Here is a 220-nt window from a genome sequence, read left to right as displayed (position 1 = left end):
GTTGTCCGCGGTGCCGTAGGAATCGGCACCCGGCGCTCCGCCGTAGTTGAGCGCGAACAGGCAGTAGCCGTCCGCGGCGAGCATGGGCGACAGGGCGGCCCAGTCCGCGTCGGCGCTTGCGTCGGTGCCGTGCGCGAGCACCACCGGCTCCGGGTGGTCCGGGGCGGGTGTGCAGGAGAAGTCGTTCGCTCCCGCGGGTGCGGTGTCCGGGTGCTCGTGC

1 protein-coding gene is annotated in these 220 nt (G+C 73.6%); it reads right to left on the bottom strand.

Going from position 1 to position 220, the window contains the following annotated elements; genetic code table 11:
• On the bottom strand, nt 1-220 hold a 220-nt coding region (locus QM806_RS41225; RefSeq protein WP_502943964.1), incomplete at both ends, for a lipase family protein.

Origin of the sequence: Rhodococcus sp. IEGM 1351, assembly GCF_030056875.1 — a bacterium.
GTDB lineage: Bacteria > Actinomycetota > Actinomycetes > Mycobacteriales > Mycobacteriaceae > Rhodococcus_F > Rhodococcus_F opacus.
The sequence above is the reverse complement of the archived record's forward strand: the minus strand, read 5'-3'. Positions and strand labels throughout refer to the sequence as shown.